Below are 17,297 nucleotides of genomic sequence, written 5' to 3' on the forward strand. Positions count from 1 at the left end.
CCCCGGGCAACGCACCGTACCCCGGGAAACGCACCGGGGCCCGGAGAACCGCCAAGGTTCCCCGGGCCCCGAAACGTCGGCTCAGCCCAGCGGCAGTGTCACCGCATGCGCCCGCCCTTGGGCATCCGCATCCCCTTGGGCAGCGGACCCTTCGGCAGCGGCATGTTGGTCATCAGGTCGCCCAACGCCCGCAGCCGGTCGTTGGTCGCGGTGACCTGGGGGCCGGTCAGCACCCGGGGGAGCTTCAGCATCGTCGTACGGAGCTTCTTCAGCTCGACCTGACCCTCGCCCGTGCCGACGACCACGTCGTGCACCGGTACGTCCGCGACGATGCGGGCCATCTTCTTCTTCTCGGCGGCCAGCAGGCTCTTGACCCGGTTCGGGTTGCCCTCGGCGACCAGCACGATGCCGGCCTTGCCGACCGCGCGGTGCACCACGTCCTGGCTGCGGTTCATCGCGACCGCCGGGGTGGTGGTCCAGCCACGTCCGATGTTGTCCAGGACCGCCGCGGCGGCGCCCGGCTGGCCCTCCATCTGCCCGAAGGCGGCTCGCTCGGCCCGGCGTCCGAAAACGATCGCCATCGCGAGGAAGGCGAGCAGGAGGCCCAGAATGCCGAGATAAATGGGGTGACCGAGCAAGAAACCGATCGCGAGGAGGACACCGAAGGTGATGATGCCGACAGCCGCGAGTACAAGACCGATCTTGGGGTCGGCCTTGCTGGTCATCTTGTAGGTCAGGGCGATCTGCTTCAGTCGCCCGGTGTTCGCAGCATCCGCTGCGGTTTCCTTCCTCGCCATGCCACGAAGTCTACGTGGCCCGGGGAGCGGCGGACGACGGCAGTGCCGGGAGGGGGAGCGGTGGGGGCGCTCCGGGGAGTGCGAGCGGTGGTTACGAGCGCGACGCCACGGCCTCGAGGACGCGCTGCGCCTCGACGCGGTCCTTGGCGCGGCGGCGGTCCTCCAGGACGGAGGTCCAGGCGTTGCGGCGGGCGGTTCGCTGGCCGCTGCTCATGAGCAGCGATTCAATGGCACGGAGTGCTTCGGTGAACGACGGGATCGCGGTGGCGCGAACGGGCGCGGCCTGCATGGTGGAGGTCCCCCCTCGGATCGGCGGCTGCGGGTCAGGACTGCACGGGGCGTAAGACCAGGGTCACTGTTTGGTGTTACCAGGGCGTGACCGACCGGTCAAACGCCAATGAAGCCTTGATACGGAGTGCGAAAAGCCTGACGCGGCCCTGACGTCCCCGCTAGCTGGGGGGACGGTCGGGGCCGCGTCAATCGGCCACTACCGGGGGGTAGTTGCTTGTGTGCGGATTCACACACGGGAACTGGCACGCAGTGCCAACTCCCTGGATGCGATCAGCTCAGACCGCCTGCGAGGCGATGTAGGAATCCCGCTTCTCGACGGCCATCCGGTACAGCCGCCCGGCGCGGTAGGAGGAGCGCACGAGAGGGCCGGACATGACGCCCGAGAAGCCGATCTGCTCGGCCTCCTCCTTCAGCTCCACGAACTCCTGGGGCTTCACCCAGCGCTCCACGGGGTGGTGGCGGACGCTCGGGCGCAGGTACTGCGTGATGGTGACCAGCTCGCAGCCGGCGTCGTGCAGCTGCTTCAGCGCCTCGCCGACCTCCTCGCGGGTCTCGCCCATGCCGAGGATGAGGTTCGACTTCGTCACCAGGCCGAAGTCGCGGGCGGCGGTGATGACCTTGAGGGAACGCTCGTAGCGGAAGCCGGGACGGATGCGCTTGAAGATCCGCGGGACCGTCTCCACGTTGTGCGCGAAGACCTCGGGCCGGGCGGAGAAAACCTCTTCGAGCTGTTCGGGGACCGCATTGAAGTCGGGCGCGAGCAGCTCGACCTTGGTGTGGCCGCCCGCACGGCCGGCGGTCTGCTGGTGGATCTGCCGGACCGTCTCGGCGTACAGCCAGGCGCCGCCGTCCTCGAGGTCGTCCCGGGCGACACCGGTGATGGTGGCGTAGTTCAGGTCCATGGTGACCACGGACTCGCCCACACGGCGCGGCTCGTCGCGGTCGAGCGCCTCGGGCTTGCCGGTGTCGATCTGGCAGAAGTCGCAGCGCCGGGTGCACTGGTCGCCGCCGATGAGGAAGGTGGCCTCGCGGTCCTCCCAGCACTCGTAGATGTTCGGGCAGCCGGCTTCCTGGCAGACCGTGTGCAGGCCCTCGCTCTTCACGAGGTTCTGCATCTTGGTGTACTCGGGACCCATTTTCGCCCGGGTCTTGATCCACTCGGGCTTGCGCTCGATGGGGGTCTGGCTGTTGCGGACCTCCAGGCGCAGCATCTTGCGTCCGTCGGGTGCGACTGCGGACACATCGGCTCCCTGTAGCTTCGATTCTTCGGCGTACACCAGGGTACGCCCGGGCAGACTCCGGCCCTGTGGGTGGGCAACCTTCGGAGGCGGGGGCGCATTCCCCCGGCTACGCCGACACCCGCTCGACGACCCGCGGCTTCAGCTCCGCGTTCTCCAGTACGTCCTTCAGGTGCCGCTCCGCCACCGGCAGCACCTCGTCGATCGTCATGTCCCGTCCCAGCTCGTTCGCCAGGGACGTCACGCCCGCGTCCCGGATCCCGCACGGGATGATCCGGTCGAACCAGGCGTTGTCCGGATTCACGTTGAGCGCGAAGCCGTGCATCGTGACGCCCTTGGCGACGCGGATGCCGATCGCCGCGATCTTGCGGTCCTCCCGGCGCTGGCCGGCGTTGGAGGGCGCGTACTCCGGGCCGTTGAGCCGCGGATCGAACTCCTCGTCGTGCAGGCGTGGGTCGAAGTCCAGGGAGAGGCCGCCGAGGGAGGGGCGCCGGTCCATCGGGTCGCCGAGGACCCAGACGCCGCTGCGGCCCTCCACCCGGGTGGTCTCCAGGCCGAACTCTGCGCAGGTGCGGATGAGGGCGTCCTCGAGGCGGCGGACGTGGGCGACGACGTCGACCGGGCGCGGGAGCTTCTGGATCGGGTAGCCGACCAGCTGGCCCGGGCCGTGCCAGGTGATCTTGCCGCCGCGGTCCACGTCGATCACCGGCGTGCCGTCCAGGGGTCGCTCGTCGTCCGCCGTGCGCCGGCCCGCCGTGTAGACCGGTGGGTGCTCGACCAGCAGGCAGGTGTCGGGGATCTCGTCGGCGAAGCGGGCGGCGTGCACCCGGCGCTGCTCGTCCCAGGCCTCCTGGTACTGGACGGCCTGTGCCCCGAACCCCATACGGACGAACCGCAACTCACTCACGGCAAGCGCCTCCCTAGAAGCTTCGTAAGGCGTGAAAGACGCCCACGCCACTGTACGTCCAGCCGACGCGCCGGTGCCCTCGGGTGGCCGCCCACGGCTTTCGTCAGCCCGACCGGCCAATCCTCACACGATCGGATGAATGGACGCGGAAGTGTGCGATCGTCTGCTCACTCTCCGCTACATTCACGCCGTTCACAAGGCCGTTAAGGCTGCTCACAGGCGATACGGAGACCGCACCGCAGATGACGGAACGACCCGCGCAGCGCACCCCCAACCGACAGCTCGCCGCGCTCATCGCAGAAGCGGGGTTCTCCAACGCAGGTCTCGCCCGTCGCGTCGACCAGCTAGGCCTCGAACACGGGCTCGACCTCAGATACGACAAGACATCCGTGACGCGATGGCTGCGCGGACAGCAGCCGCGCGGCACCACGCCCGCGCTCATCGCCGAGGTGTTCACACGGCGGCTCGGGCGTCGGCTCACCGCACAGGACCTCGGCCTCGACGCCTGCGCCCCGGTGTACGCGGGCCTGGAGTTCGCCGCGACCCCGGAGGAGGCCGTCGACATCGTCAGCGGCCTGTGGCGCAAGGACTCCGGCAGCCATGCCGAGCTGCGCAAGATCGCGTTCACTCCGGCCGGGCTCGTCGTGCCCAGCCGGGACTGGCTGATCGGCCGGGCCGACGACAGGGTGAGCCACGGCGAGACACCCGCCCGCATCCCCGCCCAGGGCCGCCCCGCGGTACCCCGCCAGCGCGGCCAGTCCGAACGGGGCCCCGGCCAGAAGGTCTCCGCCGGTGACATCGCCGCGCTCCGCTCGGTCGGCGAGCTGTTCCGCGCCCTCGACAACGCCTACGGCGGCGGCCACGCCCGCCAGGCGCTCGTGCGCTATCTGGAGCACGAGGCCGAGCCGATGCTGCGCGGCACCTACGGCGAGCAGACGGGCCGCCGCCTGTTCGCGGCGGCCGCCGATCTGACCCGGCTCGCCGGCTGGACGTCGTACGACATCGGCGCGCACGGCCTCGCCCAGCGCTACTTCGTCCAGGCGCTGCGGCTCGCACAGGCGGCCGGGGACCGGATGTACGGGGCGTACGTCCTGGTCACGATGAGCCGGCAGGCCGTCTACCTGGGCCACGGACGCGAGGCCGTGCAGCTGGCCCGCGTGGCCCAGCAGGGCGTCGGCACCTCGGCACCGCCCGTCGTCCAGGCGATGCTGCACGCCGTCGAGGCACGCGGCCACGGTGTGCTCGGCGAGGTACGGGCGTGCACGGCCTCGCTGGTGCGGGCCGAGCGCGCCCTGGAGGCCGCCCGCCCCGGCGACGAAGTGCCCTACTGGGCGCGGTTCTTCGACGAGGCGCAGCTCGCCGACGAGTTCGGGCACTGCCACCGGGACCTGCAGCAGTACCGGGCCGCCGTCCAGCACGCCGAGCGCTCCCTGCAACTGCGGGCACCCGGCTATGCCCGCAGCCGGCTGTTCTGCCGGGTGGTGCTCGCCTCGGCGCGGCTCGGCCTCGGCGAGCTGGACCAGGCCTGCCAGTTGGGGGCCGAGGCCGCCGGACAGGCGTCGGAGATGCGGTCGGTGCGGGCGGTCGAGTACGTACGGGACTTCGAGCGCCGCCTGGAGCCGTACAAGGACGCCGCGGCGGTGCGCGGCTACCGCGACAAGGTCGCCGCGCACCAGTGAGCCTCAGGCGGCCCTGGGCAGCGGCTCCGCGACATGCATAGGACCCGCGCCCAGGTCGGCCAGGAGTGCCGACGCGGCCCGGTGCCCGGAGTGCAGCGCGCCCTGGACCGTGCTCGTGTCGCGGTGGTCGCCGCACACATACAGCCCGGCCAGCAGCCGCACCGGCCGGCGCAGATCGTGCGGCGGCCGCATCGCCGGGACGGCCCGCGCGGTGTGATGCACGGCGAGGGTCTCCCAGCGCCTGGTCGACGTCCCGTACAGGCGCGCCAGATGGGCCCGTACGGTGGCGTCGACGTCGTCCGGGGGCGCCCCGAGGACCGTGGACGAGACCAGGGCGCGCCCCGCGGGCGCCCGGGACGGGTCCACCAGGCTCACGACCGCCGTGTGCGCAACCGGACCGTCGCGGTCCGCGTCGAGCAGCAGGGCCGCGCCGGTCGACGGCGGCAGGTCCATGGTGTGGTGGACGACGGTCACGGGATGGAAGTCCGGCACGCGCAGGCCCGGTAGCAGCTCGGCCGCGGCGGGCGCGTCGGCGGCCACCAGGACGGCACGGCAGCGGAACTCGCCGTGCTCGGCGGTGGTCACCGCGGTCGTGGCGACCGAGGTGGCGCGGACCCCGGTGTGCACCGTGCCCGGCGGCAGCGCCCGCGCCAGCAGTTCCGGCAGGACCTCCGCCCCGCCCTCCGGCAGGCACAGCCGGCCACTGGCGAAGGAGCGCAGCGCGAGATCGGCGCAGCGGCTCGACGTGGTCAGTTCCGGGTCGCACAGCAGGGCGGCGAGCAGCGGACGCAGAAATCCCTCGACCGTACGGGCGGGGATCCCGCGGGCCGTGAGCGCGCGCCCGGCGGGCAACTCGGCCCGGGCCAGCAGCCGTTCCACGGGCGTGGCGGCGATCCGGGCGAGCGCCGCGCCGAGCCGGGCCTGGTCCACGGCGCCGCCGAGCGGGGCGCCGGACCGCGCTCCGGCCGGGCGCGCCCCGGCCGCCCTCGACCGGGCGGTACGCACCCCGGACATTCCGTGCACCGGCCGGGGAGCGGAAGCCGTACGGGGAACGGCGGCGAGGGCGCGTACGGCGTTGAGCGCGCTCCGTGCGCCCCCTGCGCCCCCTCCCGCCGGGGGAGCGCCCGCGCGATGGTGCCGCCCCTTGCTGTGCACCAGGACACCCGGCTCGAAGGCGCGCAGCACCAGCGCGTCGAGCCCCGGGATCAGGCTCAGTTCGGGATACGACGTGAAAAGGAGCTGTCCGATCCGGTCGAGCCGGAAGCCGTCGACCTTCTCGGTCGACATACGGCCGCCGACATAGGGCGCGGCCTCCAGGACCGCGGTCGCAACTCCTGCGCTGGTCAGCCGGTGGGCGGCGGCGAGGCCGGCGACCCCGGCCCCCACGATGACGACGTCCGCCTGGTACACGGGCTCTAGCACGTGCCCCTCCTCGAGGTTGTGCGGCCGGTGGAGACGTCATGCCCCCAACAGGCTTCAGGGATACCCGAGTTCGGATCGAGCGTAGGTCCGTGAAGGTGCAGATGAAGTCGCGCATGAACAGAGCACGGTCGCACAGCGGTCGCATATGGTCGAACCCGGGAATCCCTGTCACTGCCGCGCCCCCGGCCCCGCACGCCACGCCCCTCCCGGACCGCGCTTCACGCCCCTCCCGTCCTCCCGGGCGACATCCTCCGGCCCGCCGCGTCATGTCCTCCGGCCCGCCGCGCACGTCCCCGGACCCGCGCCTCGCGGCCTCCCGACTACCCCTCGAGTGCGGCCCGCAGCGCTTCGTCGATCGTCGGGAACGCGAAGGAGAACCCGGACTCCAGCAGCCGCGTCGGCAGCACTCGCGCACTGCCGAGAACGTCCCCCGCCATCTCGCCGAGCACCAGCCGCAGTGCCCCCGCCGGTACCGGGAAGAGGGTGGGCCGGTGCAGTACGCGTCCCATTGCCGCGGTGATCTCACGGTTCGTCAGCGGCTGCGGGGCCGTCAGATTGAACGGGCCCGAGGCCGCCTCGTCGTCGATGAGATGGCGGATCGCCGCCACCTCGTCGTGCAGCGCGATGAACGACCAGTACTGGCGCCCGTCACCCATCCGGCCGCCGAGCCCCGCCCGGAACAGCGGAAACAGCCGGCCCCAGGCCCCGCCCTCGCGGGCCACCACCAGCCCGGTCCGTGCGAACACCGTCCGCACGCCCGCCTCCTGCGCGGCGGCCGCGGCCTCCTCCCACTCCACGCACAGCGAGGGCAGGAAGCCGTCCCCGGGCGGCGCGTCCTCGTCGACCGCGCGCTCCCCCGTCTCGCCGTAGTAGCCGATCGCACTGCCGCTCACGAAGACACGCGGCGGCTCGGGCAGCGAGGCGACGGCCTCCGCGAGCGCCGCCGTACCGAGCACCCGGCTGTCGCGCAGCGTCCGCTTGTACTCGTCCGTCCAGCGGTGGTCGCCGATGCCGGCCCCGGCGAGGTTCACCACGGCGACGCACCCGGTCAGACCGGCCGCATCGACATACTGCCCCTCGGGATCCCAGCGGACCTCGTCCTCGCTCCGGGCCGCACGGCGCACCAGGCGCACCACCTCGTGCCCGTCCGCGGTCAACGACCGCACCAAGGCGCCGCCGATGAGCCCGGACGCACCGGCCACGGCGATTCGGGAACGTTCCATGCGCCCATCCTGCACGCTGCGCCACCGCCCGACCTGCCCGGCGGCCCCGGAAAACACCGGACGGGTTCTCGTACACCCGCCGTACAGTGGCGCTCATGCCCGTTCCGTACATACGTCACGCCATGCTCGACGACGAGGAGACGCTCGGCCGGCTCGACCGTGTCACCTGGTCTCCGCTGCACTCGGTGCAGCCGCGCCCCCAGCCTCCGTACGAGCCCTTCTTCAACGAGCGGTTCGGGCCGCGGGACCATCTCGTCGCCGAACTCGACGGCACGGTCGTCGGCTACATCCGGCTGGCCTTCCCCACGCCGCTGGCGTGCAACTCCCACGTCCGCCAGATCCAGGGGCTCGTCGTCGCCGACGAGGCGCGCGGCGCCGGGGTCGCCCGGGCGCTGCTGCGGGCCGCGCAGGACGAGGCCCGGCGGCGCGGAGCGCGGCGCCTCACCCTGCGGGTCCTCGGGCACAACACCCCGGCCCGCAAGCTCTACGAGTCCGAGGGGTTCGTGGTGGAGGGGATCCTGCCCGAGGAGTTCCTGATCGAGGGCGAGTACGTCGACGACGTGTTCATGGGCCGATCGCTGTAGGGCTCAGGAGGTCACGAGGTCGCCGGTGTCCACGGCCGTCGTGGACCGCGCCGCGCGGTGCGCGTCGCCCGCGACCTCGTCCGCCGTCAGAACGTATCCGGTCTCCGGGTCCGAGGTGGAGCGGGCGAAGACGACCCCGTAGATCCTGCCGTCGGTGGTCAGCAGCGGGCCGCCGGAGTTGCCGGGCAGGACCGTCGACCGTATCGAGTAGATCTCCCGGGTGACGGTGTTCGAGCTGTAGATGTTCTGGCCGGTGGCCCGGACGCGGCTCGCGACCGTGGCGGCCCGCAGCGTCAGGTCGCCGTCCTGCGGATAGCCCGCGACCACGGCCGCGTCACCGCGCTTCGCGCTCCCGTCGAAGCGCAGCACGGGCGCGCGCAGATCGGGCACGTAGAGAACGGCCACGTCCCGGTCGGGGTCGAAGAGCACCACCCGCGCCGCGTACGACGGACCCACTCCGCCGATCCGGACGGACGGGTGGTTGATGCCCGCCACCACGTGCGCGTTGGTCATCACGTGCCGCGCCGCGTACACGAAGCCGCTGCCCTCACGGCCCTGGGTGCCCGAGGCGCCCTCGATCTTCACCGTGCTGAGTTTCGCGGCGTTCGTCGCGCTCTCCGTGACGCTGTCCCCGGAGGGCTCGGCAACCCCGGCGGTGGGTTCGTTCTCGAACGGGTTGAAGACCTGCGGGAAACCCGCCTGGGCGAGCGCGGACGTGGCGCGCGAGAACCAGGCCGGGGTCGTGTCCGGCATCGCGTTCTGCACGGTCCCCAGCAGCCGCGAGTCCCGGATCGCCCCCGTCACCAGCGGTGACGAGGACGCGCCAAGGACGCTCGCGGCCACCCACGCCACGATCAGCACGGCCACCGTGTTCGCGACCGCCCCGCCGATCCCGTCGGCCACCCGCAGCGGACCCCGACCAGCACGGTCCAGTTCGCGGCGCAGCCTCAGCGCGAGGCGCCCCGCCAGCTCGTGCCCCACCGCCGCCGGGACCAGCACCGTGAGCACCGCCGTCACCGTCGCCCCGGTGGTCCCGCGTGTCACCAGCTCCATCACCCACGGAAGGATCCACACGCCGACGACGGCACCGCCCACGAAGCCGGCCAGCGAGACACACCCGGCCACCAGTCCGCGCCGGTAGCCGGACGCAGCGTAGGCCAGGATCACCAGCATCAGCAGGATGTCGAGCAGGTCCACGGAGCCGCCTTTCTCTCGGACCCCTTAGTACGCGCAGGGGGAGCCCAGTGATCAGCCACGCGCGGGTGGCGCCCGGAACCGGGCACGCGCGCGTCGACCTGTAGAAACGTCCCGGACCGGGGCGTTGGTTCCACCAGGTGGCACACCACACATCGCGGATGCGGGAGAACCGGCCGACAGTGGGTCCATGCGTGTCTTCCGAAGAGCGAGGGGGGCACGACGATGGCCTCGGGTACCGATGCCCGGAGCCGTCCTGCTGCTGCTCGGGGCCCTGCCCGAGTTCGCCGCCGCCCTCGCGCTGCTGATCTGTGCCTCCGCCGTCGGGAGCACGGCGGTCGTCCCGCCCTCCAGGTCCCCGGGGCCCCCGCGGCCGGTCGAAGGCCGGTCCGCGGCCCTGCATGCGGCGCCGAAGCCGCACATCGTACCGAGGACCGCCTGGAAGGACGACGGAGCCAAGGGCCAGCCGCCCCCGCGCTACGACGACAAGGTCGTCGCGGTCTTCGTGCACCACACCGACTCGCCCAACCAGTACGACTGCGCCGATGTACCGCGCATCATCCGGGCCCTGTACGCGGGCCAGATCGGCAACCGCCGGTGGGACGACATCGGCTACAACTTCCTCGTCGACCGCTGCGGCACGATCTACGAGGGCCGCGCGGGCGGCATCGAACGCGCCGTCACCGGCGCCCACACCCAGGGCTTCAACCACCGCACCTCGGGCATCGCCGCCATCGGCACCTTCATGGAGGGCACGACCGTGCCCAAGGCCATGACCGACGCGATCGCCGCGCTCGCCGCGTGGAAGCTGGGCCTGGCGGACATCGACCCGCGCGCCAGGGTCCGGCTCGTCTCCAGCAACGGACTGAGCCGCTACAAGGCGGGCACCACCGCCCTGCTGCCCACCCTGGCGGGCCACAACGACGGCTATATGACGAACTGCCCCGGCGCGGCCCTCACCGCCCTCCTCCCGGACATCCGGGCCAAGGCGGCGCACCTGCAGGGCAGGCGATGACGCCCACAGAAACGTCACAGGGCCTACGAAGAGTCCTCAGATCCCCGCGCCCTACGGTCGTGGTGGTAGCCGACCGGAGGTGGGGATCATGAGCGACGACAGCCGTACGGAGACGACGAGGACGCGCACCTGGGCCGCGGCCGTGCGCAGCCCCTGGACGGTGGTCTGCGCCGTCACGACGGTCGTCCTCGGCCCGGCCACTGCCACCGCGTCAGCCCTGGACCGGGCCAACAGGGCACCCCTGCACCACACGGCCGAGCCCCACCGCGCGCCGGGACACCTCGTCCCCGGCGCCGGTCGGGCGGCGGCCTGACCGCCCTGCGACTCCACCCGTCGCCGCACGGCGTGATCGCCGGGGCGGCGGGTGCACCACCTCAGGCCTTGAAGCGATCCCACAGCCGGGGGTAGCGCTCGGCGAGCACCGACTTGTTCTCCAGGTCGAACGGCGTCCCCTCCGGATCGGAGGACGCGGGCGGGAGGCCCAGGTCGGGCGCCACGGTCCCGGTGAGCTGCTCGTACGCCTCGTCCGCCGCGTAGCCGAGCTCCTCGCCGTCCCCGTCGACCTCCTCGTCGAAGTCCTCCAGCAGGTCGGCGAGCGAGTCGGGATCGTGCACGGCGCCCTCGAAGGTCTCCCGGCCCTGGCCGATCAGCCAGCACCGGAAGAAGTCGAACGCGTCGTCGCTCGCCCCGTCGAGCAGCACCCAGGCGGCGCCCCACAGGTCCCAGCGGTAGGCGCGGTTGTACCGGGACTCGAAGTGCCGGGCGAAGTCCAGGACGGATTCCGGATCCAGCCGCAGCAGACGCTCGACGAGCTGGTCGGCCTGCTCGTCCGGGTCGCCCTCGGCGGCCTCGCGGCTCTCGTCCACCAGCTCCCAGAACTCCGTCTCGTCCATCACGGGACCAGCATCGGGCCTGGGCGGGCGGGCCGCACGCGGAGTGCGGCGGACCGTCAGGGGCCGTAGAGCCCGGCGAGCCGTGCCGCGTCGCTCGCGAACCGCGCGCGCAGCGCCCGCGGGGACAGCACTTCGACCTCCGGCCCGAGCCCCGTGAGTTGCGTGTGCGCGACCTCCTCGGACTCCACCGGCACGGTCACCGTCACCCATCCGCGCTCGTCCGGGGCGCCCGCGGTCGTCAGCGCCTGGCGGGCGGAGACGGGATCGAGGGCGTACGGCAGCCTGCGCACCCCGTCCTCGGACAGCCGCACCACGACCTCCGCCCGCAGGATGGACCGCGCGAACTGCTCCGCCCGCTCCGCCCAGAAGGCGGGCAGTTCGAACTTCTCGTCCCGCGTGAACCGATCCTCGCGGGCCGCAACGGCCGTGAAGCGGTCGATGCGGTACACCCGGAAGGTCGCCTGTCCCGCCATCCGCGCGCACAGGTACCAGACCCCAGCCTTGAGGACCAGGCCATAGGGCTCGAGTTCCCGCTCGACCTCGGCCTCCCCGCGGCGGTAGCGCGCCGATATGCGCCGGTCGTCCCACACCGCGTCCACGACGGCCGACAGCAGTTCGGGCGTCCCGGGCTCCCTGAACCAGTCGGGCGCGTCCAGATGGAACCGCTGGGCCGCCGTACGGGACGCGTCCCGCAGGGAGGGGAGGAGGGCGGCGGACACCTTCAGACGGGCCGCGGAGGCCGCGTCCTCAAGGCCCATCTCGCGCAGCGCCCCCGGCACGCCGCTGAGGAACAGAGCCTCGGCCTCGCTGCGGGCCAGCCCGGTCAGCCGTGTGCGGTACCCGCCGATCAGCCGGTAACCCCCGGCCCGCCCCCGGTCGGCGTACACCGGGACCCCCGCCTCCGACAGCGCCTGCGCGTCCCGGGTGACGGTCCGCTCGGACACCTCCAGCTCCCGGGCCAGCTCGGCGGCGGTCATCGAGGACCGGGACTGCAGCAGCAGCACCATTTTGATGAGACGGGCGGCACGCATGCGTTCATGATGCCGGGCCCCACCGACTTGATGGCTCGTTCGCCCAGGGGGCGCTCTCCCGCGACAGCGAAGGGGTACGGCGGTCGCCGTACCCCTTCACCCGATGGCCGGTCCTACAGGCCGTACCTGTCTACAGGCCGTACCGGTCGCGGGCCTCCTTCACGGCCGTCGCCTGGACCTCGCCGCGCCTGGCGAGCTGGGCCAGGGCCGCGACGACGATCGACTGGGCGTCGACGCCGAAGTGACGGCGGGCCGCCTCACGGGTGTCCGACAGACCGAAACCGTCGGCACCCAGCGAGGAGTAGTCCTGCTCCACCCACTGCGCGATCTGGTCCGGGACCTGGCGCATGTAGTCGGAGACCGCCAGCACCGGGCCCTCGGCGCCCTGGAGCGCCTGACGGATGTACGGGATCCGCTCCTCGCCGCGCAGCAGCGCCGCGTCCGCCTCCATGGCGTCGCGCCGCAGCTCGCTCCACGAGGTCGCCGACCACACGTCCGCCGCGACGCCCCATTCCTCGGCGAGCAGCTTCTGCGCCGTGAGCGCCCAGTGGATCGCCGTGCCGGAGCCCAGCAGCTGGATGCGCGGGGCGTTGGCGTCCGGGGTGAGGCCCGCGGACTCCGCCGTGTTGAAGCGGTACAGGCCCTTGACGATGCCCTCGTCGATGCCGAGACCGGACGGCTTGGCCGGCTGCGGCAGGGGCTCGTTGTAGACGGTGAGGTAGTAGAAGACGTTCGGGTCCTCGCCCGGCGCCGCCTCGCCGTACATACGGCGCAGACCGTCCTTCACGATGACCGCGATCTCGTACGCGAACGCCGGGTCGTACGTCAGTGCCGCGGGGTTCGTCGCCGCGATCACGGGCGAGTGGCCGTCGGCGTGCTGCAGGCCCTCGCCCGTCAGCGTCGTACGGCCGGCGGTGGCGCCGACGAGGAAGCCGCGGCCGAGCTGGTCGCCGAGCTGCCACATCTGGTCGGCCGTGCGCTGCCAGCCGAACATCGAGTAGAAGATGTAGAACGGGATCATCGCCTCGCCGTGTGTCGCGTACGACGTGGAGGCGGCGATGAAGTCGGCCATCGAACCGGCCTCGGTGATCCCCTCGTTGAGGATCTGGCCGTTCCTGGCCTCCTTGTAGTACATCAGCTGGTCGCGGTCGACCGGCTCGTACGTCTGGCCCTTGGGCGAGTAGATGCCGAGGGAGGGGAACAGGCTCTCCATGCCGAAGGTGCGGGCCTCGTCCGGGACGATCGGCACCCAGCGCCTGCCCGTCTCCTTGTCGCGGACCAGGTCCTTGACCAGGCGGACGAAGGCCATGGTGGTGGCCACGTTCTGCGAGCCGGAGCCCTTGTCGAAGGACGCGAACGCCTTCTCTGCCGGAGCCGGCAGCGGGGCCAGGGCGTGCGTACGGCGGGCCGGGGCGGGACCGCCGAGGGTCGCGCGGCGCTCCTGGAGGTACCGGACCTCGGGGGAGTCGGCGCCCGGGTGGCCGTAGGGCACCACGCCGTCGACGAACGCGCTGTCCGGGATGGGCAGCTCGAGCAGGTCGCGCATCGCCTTGAACTCGTCCGCCGTCAGCTTCTTCATCTGGTGGTTGGCGTTCTTCGACGCGAAGCCCGGGCCGAGGGTGTGGCCCTTGACCGTCTGGGCCAGGATCACGGTCGGGGCGCCCTTGTGCTCGACGGCGGCCTTGTAGGCGGCGTAGACCTTGCGCGCCTCGTGACCACCGCGGGAGAGGTGGAAGCACTCGAGGATCTTGTCGTCGCTCAGCAGCTTCGCCATCTCGGCGAGCGCCGGGTCCTTGCCGAAGAAGTCCTCGCGGATGTAGGCCACGCCGCGGGTCTGGTACGTCTGGATCTGCGCGTCCGGCACCTCGCGCAGACGGCGTACGAGCGCGCCCGTGGTGTCGAGGGCGAACAGCTCGTCCCAGGCCGTGCCCCACAGCGTCTTGACGACGTTCCAGCCGGCGCCGCGGAACTGGGCCTCCAGCTCCTGCACGATCTTGAAGTTGGCGCGGACCGGGCCGTCGAGGCGCTGCAGGTTGCAGTTGATGACGAAGGTGAGGTTGTCCAGTTCCTCACGCGCGGCCAGCGCGAGCGCCGCCGTCGACTCGGGCTCGTCCATCTCGCCGTCGCCCAGGAACGCCCACACGTGGGAGTCGGAGACGTCCTTGATGCCGCGGTTGGTCAGATAGCGGTTGAAGCGCGCCTGGTAGATGGCGGAGAGCGGGCCGAGGCCCATGGAGACGGTGGGGAACTCCCACAGCCAGGGCAGACGGCGCGGGTGCGGGTACGACGGCAGGCCGTTGCCGCCCGCCTCCTGGCGGAAGTTGTCGAGGTGGTGCTCGTTCAGCCGGCCGTCGAGGAAGGCACGGGCGTAGATTCCGGGGGAGGCGTGGCCCTGGATGTACAGCTGGTCGCCGGAGCCATCACCCTCCTTGCCCTTGAAGAAGTGGTTGAAGCCGGTCTCGTACAGCCAGGCCGCGGAGGCGAAGGTGGCGATGTGGCCGCCGACGCCGTATTTGCTGCCGCGGGTCACCATCGCGGCCGCGTTCCAGCGGTTCCACGCGGTGATGCGGCGCTCCATCTCCTCGTCACCGGGCACGGCCGGCTCGGCGGGGGTCGGGATGGTGTTGACGTAGTCCGTCTCAAGGAGCTTCGGCAGCGCGATGCCTGCGCCCTCGGCGTGCTCCAGCGTGCGGCGCATCAGGTACGCGGCACGGTGCGGCCCGGCCGCCTTGGCGACGGCGTCCAGGGAGGCCTGCCATTCGGCGGTCTCCTCGGGGTCGCGGTCCGGGAGCTGGTCGAGCTCGCTCGGCTGGATGGCGCTGGGGTCGGTCATGTCGCCGCCTTCCTCAGTCGAAGGGGGGTTCCCTCATCGGTAAGGGCCGGGGTGCCCTTGGTCTTTGGCAGGACAGGGCTGGGGCTCGGGTGAAAGCCCGTCGGCGACAATAACTCCCTGATCGATGATCGATCAAAGGGTTGAGGCTCAAAACCTCTTGATCACGAGAAAGTAGGCACGGGGTGCCTTTGGTGGAGGCACCCCGTGCCGCCGATTTCCCGGGTTTTCGCAGGTGAAGGCGGCGTTTGAGCGGGGGTGTGCTCTGCTGCTCGAGGGCGGGAGTTCCCTCCTCACGCCCTCGGCGCGCACCCCAGGACATGCGCCTTCACGATCTCGGCGATCCGGGGGTCCCGGCGCCGGAACGCGGCGACCAGCTCCTCGTGCTCCTCCGCGTACGACTGCTGCACCGTCCCCAGCCACCGGATCGACAACGCCGTGAACACCTCGATGCCCAGCCCCTCCCACGTGTGGAGCAGCACCGAGTTCCCGGCCGCGCGCACCAGCTCCCGGTGGAACCCCACCGTGTGCCGCACCTGCCCCGTACCGTCCGACCTGCGGTCCGCCTCGTACAGCGCGGCCACGTGCGGCTCCAGGGCCGAGCAGTCCTCGGCCAGGCGCTCCGCCGCCAGCTCCGCCGCGATGGCCTCCAGACCGGCCCGTACGGGGTAGGACTCCTCCAGATCGGCCGCGGTCAGATTGCGCACCCGCACGCCCTTGTTGGGCGCCGACTCGATCAGCCGCAGCGACTCCAGCTCCCGCAGCGCCTCCCGGACGGGCGTCTGACTGACCTCCAGCTCCGTGGCGATGCGGCGCTCCACGATCCGCTCGCCCGGCTTCCAGCGCCCGCTGACGATCCCCTCCACGATGTGCTCGCGGATCTGTTCGCGCAGCGAGTGGACGACGGGCGCGGTCATGAGGGCTCCTTAGGGAGGGGCGATCCAATGCAGCGGCCCGAAGGGCCTCGTCTGGGGGTGGCGGTCGGGCGACGGGCGGACCCCGGGGGCGTTCGACGTTTAGACAATAAGGCCGGGAGCCCACGGGGGAAGGGCGCATGCCGGGGCTTTCATGCAGGTGAGACGAGGCTTACACAACGAACGGCGCCCCCGTCCGGAAAGATCCGGACGGGGGCGCCGCGGGAGCGGGCCGCCCCTCGGTGACTCAGAGGCCCAGCTCGACCTCGAACTCGCCGGCTTCCAGGATGGCCTTGACCGCGGTCAGGTAGCGGGCCGCGTCGGCGCCGTCCACCAGACGGTGGTCGTACGACAGCGTCAGGTACGTCATGTCGCGGACGCCGATGACCGTACCCTCCTCCGTCTCGATGACGGCCGGGCGCTTGACCGTGGCGCCGATGCCCAGGATCGCGACCTGACCCGGCGGCACGATGATCGTGTCGAACAGCGCGCCGCGCGAACCGGTGTTGCTGATAGTGAAGGTCGCGCCCGACAGCTCGTCCGGGGTGATCTTGCTGGCCCGGACCTTGCTCGCCAGGTCGGCGGTGGCCTTGGCGATGCCGGCGAGGTTGAGGTCACCGGCGTTCTTGATGACCGGGGTCATCAGGCCCTTCTCGGAGTCCACGGCGATGCCGATGTTCTCCGTGTCGAAGTACGTGATGGTGCCCTCGGCCTCGTTGATCCGGGCGTTGACGGCCGGGTGGGCCTTCAGCGCCTGGGCCGCCGCCTTCACGAAGAACGGCATCGGGGAGAGCTTGACGCCCTCTCGGGCCGCGAACGCGTCCTTGGCCCGGGCGCGCAGCTTCATCAGGCGGGTCACGTCGACCTCGACCACCGAGGACAGCTGGGCCTGCTCGTGCAGGGCCTTGACCATGTTGTCGCCGATGACCTTGCGGATCCGCGGCATCTTGACGGTCTGGCCACGCAGCGGAGAGGCCTCCAGGACCGGCGCCTTCCTGGCGGCAGGGCCCCCGGCAGTCACTGCGGCGGCCGGAGCCGGAGCGGCGGCGGCTGCCTTCGCGGCCTCGGCGGCGGCGATGACGTCCTGCTTGCGGATACGGCCGCCGACGCCGGTGCCCCTGACGGTGGCCAGGTCGACGCCGTTCTCGGCGGCGAGCTTGCGCACCAGCGGGGTCACATAGGCGCCCTCGTCGGTCGGCTGGGCGGCGGGAGCGGCCGGGGCGACCGGAGCCGGCGCGGGAGCCGGAGCCGCGGGGGCGGCCGGGGCCGGAGCGGCGGC

The 17,297-nt window shown here is 71.9% G+C and carries 16 protein-coding genes; 4 read left to right on the plus strand and 12 right to left on the minus strand.

Going from position 1 to position 17,297, the window contains the following annotated elements:
• Positions 1-98 precede the first annotated feature (98 nt).
• The 4 genes from AAW14_RS34365 to lipB form a co-directional block, all read right to left on the minus strand.
• On the minus strand, positions 99-797 hold the full coding sequence (locus AAW14_RS34365; RefSeq protein WP_265568363.1) for a DUF4191 domain-containing protein: 699 nt from the start codon (positions 795-797) through the stop codon (positions 99-101).
• A gap of 91 nt (positions 798-888) precedes the next feature.
• Positions 889-1,086: a hypothetical protein gene (locus AAW14_RS34370; protein ID WP_265568364.1), complete on the minus strand. Its 198-nt coding sequence runs from the start codon at positions 1,084-1,086 to the stop codon at positions 889-891.
• A gap of 277 nt (positions 1,087-1,363) precedes the next feature.
• Positions 1,364-2,329 carry a lipoyl synthase gene (gene lipA, locus AAW14_RS34375; RefSeq protein WP_265568365.1) on the minus strand — a complete coding sequence of 322 codons (966 nt, stop codon included), beginning with the start codon at positions 2,327-2,329 and terminating at the stop codon, positions 1,364-1,366.
• 106 nt (positions 2,330-2,435) lie between these two features.
• Positions 2,436-3,233 (minus strand): lipoyl(octanoyl) transferase LipB, encoded by a 798-nt coding sequence (gene lipB, locus AAW14_RS34380; protein ID WP_265568366.1) that lies wholly within the window; start codon positions 3,231-3,233, stop codon positions 2,436-2,438.
• 242 nt (positions 3,234-3,475) lie between these two features.
• Here lipB and AAW14_RS34385 point away from each other — a divergent pair, with 242 nt between their 5' ends.
• On the plus strand, positions 3,476-4,912 hold the full coding sequence (locus AAW14_RS34385) for a regulator (RefSeq protein WP_265568367.1): 1,437 nt from the start codon (positions 3,476-3,478) through the stop codon (positions 4,910-4,912).
• Positions 4,913-4,915: 3 nt separating this feature from the next.
• On the opposite strand, the gene AAW14_RS34390 is transcribed toward AAW14_RS34385, so the two are convergent.
• Positions 4,916-6,334, minus strand: coding sequence for an FAD-dependent oxidoreductase (locus tag AAW14_RS34390; protein ID WP_265568368.1), 1,419 nt, complete (start codon positions 6,332-6,334; stop codon positions 4,916-4,918).
• 320 nt (positions 6,335-6,654) lie between these two features.
• Positions 6,655-7,557, minus strand: a complete 903-nt coding sequence (locus AAW14_RS34395; protein WP_265568369.1) for a TIGR01777 family oxidoreductase — start codon at positions 7,555-7,557, stop codon at positions 6,655-6,657.
• A 95-nt stretch (positions 7,558-7,652) separates the two neighbouring features.
• Here AAW14_RS34395 and AAW14_RS34400 point away from each other — a divergent pair, with 95 nt between their 5' ends.
• Positions 7,653-8,141: a GNAT family N-acetyltransferase gene (locus tag AAW14_RS34400; protein WP_265568370.1), complete on the plus strand. Its 489-nt coding sequence runs from the start codon at positions 7,653-7,655 to the stop codon at positions 8,139-8,141.
• Between the two features lie 3 nt (positions 8,142-8,144).
• Here AAW14_RS34400 and AAW14_RS34405 read toward each other — a convergent pair whose 3' ends face one another.
• Positions 8,145-9,338 carry a MarP family serine protease gene (locus AAW14_RS34405; protein ID WP_265568371.1) on the minus strand — a complete coding sequence of 398 codons (1,194 nt, stop codon included), beginning with the start codon at positions 9,336-9,338 and terminating at the stop codon, positions 8,145-8,147.
• Between the two features lie 238 nt (positions 9,339-9,576).
• On the opposite strand from AAW14_RS34405, the gene AAW14_RS34410 reads away from it, so the two are divergent.
• Both AAW14_RS34410 and AAW14_RS34415 read left to right on the plus strand, forming a co-directional pair.
• Positions 9,577-10,350, plus strand: coding sequence for a peptidoglycan recognition protein (locus AAW14_RS34410; RefSeq protein ID WP_265568372.1), 774 nt, complete (start codon positions 9,577-9,579; stop codon positions 10,348-10,350).
• 88 nt (positions 10,351-10,438) lie between these two features.
• Complete coding sequence (locus AAW14_RS34415; protein ID WP_265568373.1) at positions 10,439-10,663, plus strand: hypothetical protein; 225 nt, start codon at positions 10,439-10,441, stop codon at positions 10,661-10,663.
• 61 nt (positions 10,664-10,724) lie between these two features.
• Here AAW14_RS34415 and AAW14_RS34420 read toward each other — a convergent pair whose 3' ends face one another.
• From AAW14_RS34420 to sucB, 5 genes are all read right to left on the minus strand, one after another.
• On the minus strand, positions 10,725-11,243 hold the full coding sequence (locus AAW14_RS34420) for a DUF4240 domain-containing protein (RefSeq protein ID WP_265568379.1): 519 nt from the start codon (positions 11,241-11,243) through the stop codon (positions 10,725-10,727).
• A 56-nt stretch (positions 11,244-11,299) separates the two neighbouring features.
• Positions 11,300-12,274, minus strand: a complete 975-nt coding sequence (locus AAW14_RS34425) for a helix-turn-helix transcriptional regulator (RefSeq protein WP_265568374.1) — start codon at positions 12,272-12,274, stop codon at positions 11,300-11,302.
• A 130-nt stretch (positions 12,275-12,404) separates the two neighbouring features.
• Positions 12,405-15,107 carry a pyruvate dehydrogenase (acetyl-transferring), homodimeric type gene (gene aceE, locus AAW14_RS34430; RefSeq protein ID WP_265568375.1) on the minus strand — a complete coding sequence of 901 codons (2,703 nt, stop codon included), beginning with the start codon at positions 15,105-15,107 and terminating at the stop codon, positions 12,405-12,407.
• 290 nt (positions 15,108-15,397) lie between these two features.
• Positions 15,398-16,021 carry a GntR family transcriptional regulator gene (locus tag AAW14_RS34435; protein WP_265568376.1) on the minus strand — a complete coding sequence of 208 codons (624 nt, stop codon included), beginning with the start codon at positions 16,019-16,021 and terminating at the stop codon, positions 15,398-15,400.
• 244 nt (positions 16,022-16,265) lie between these two features.
• A partial coding sequence (sucB, locus tag AAW14_RS34440; RefSeq protein WP_265568377.1) for a 2-oxoglutarate dehydrogenase, E2 component, dihydrolipoamide succinyltransferase occupies positions 16,266-17,297 on the minus strand: 1,032 nt, incomplete at its 5' end.

Origin of the sequence: Streptomyces hygroscopicus (assembly GCF_026168105.1) — a bacterium.
Lineage (GTDB): Bacteria > Actinomycetota > Actinomycetes > Streptomycetales > Streptomycetaceae > Streptomyces > Streptomyces hygroscopicus_D.